This is a genomic window from Lysinibacillus sp. OL1, assembly GCF_004332175.1.
GTDB classification, from domain to species: Bacteria; Bacillota; Bacilli; order Bacillales_A; family Planococcaceae; genus Lysinibacillus; species Lysinibacillus capsici.
The window spans coordinates 1-209 of record NZ_SJDS01000177.1 but is presented as its reverse complement, the minus strand read 5'-3'; the positions used below and the strand labels follow the sequence as shown (position 1 = coordinate 209).

The 209-nt window shown below is 50.7% G+C and carries 1 tRNA gene; it reads left to right on the top strand.

Annotated elements, in window-relative coordinates:
* Nucleotides 1-132: 132 nt before the first annotated feature.
* Nucleotides 133-208, top strand: a tRNA-Phe gene (locus EW028_RS25020).
* Nucleotide 209: the final 1 nt, after the last annotated feature.

The following is a 209-nucleotide window of genomic DNA, read 5'->3' as shown; positions in this document are numbered from 1 at the left end:
TCCCGTGGTGTAGCGGTTAACATGCCTGCCTGTCACGCAGGAGATCGCCGGTTCGATCCCGGTCGGGACCGCCATTTTTAAAATAAAAGTCATGAGAAGCAAAAGAGTGAGAAAGCTTAGCATGGACGAAATGGGTCAGTAGCTCAGTTGGTAGAGCATTAGATTGAAGCTCTAAGTGTCGGCGGTTCGATTCCGTCCTGACCCACCAT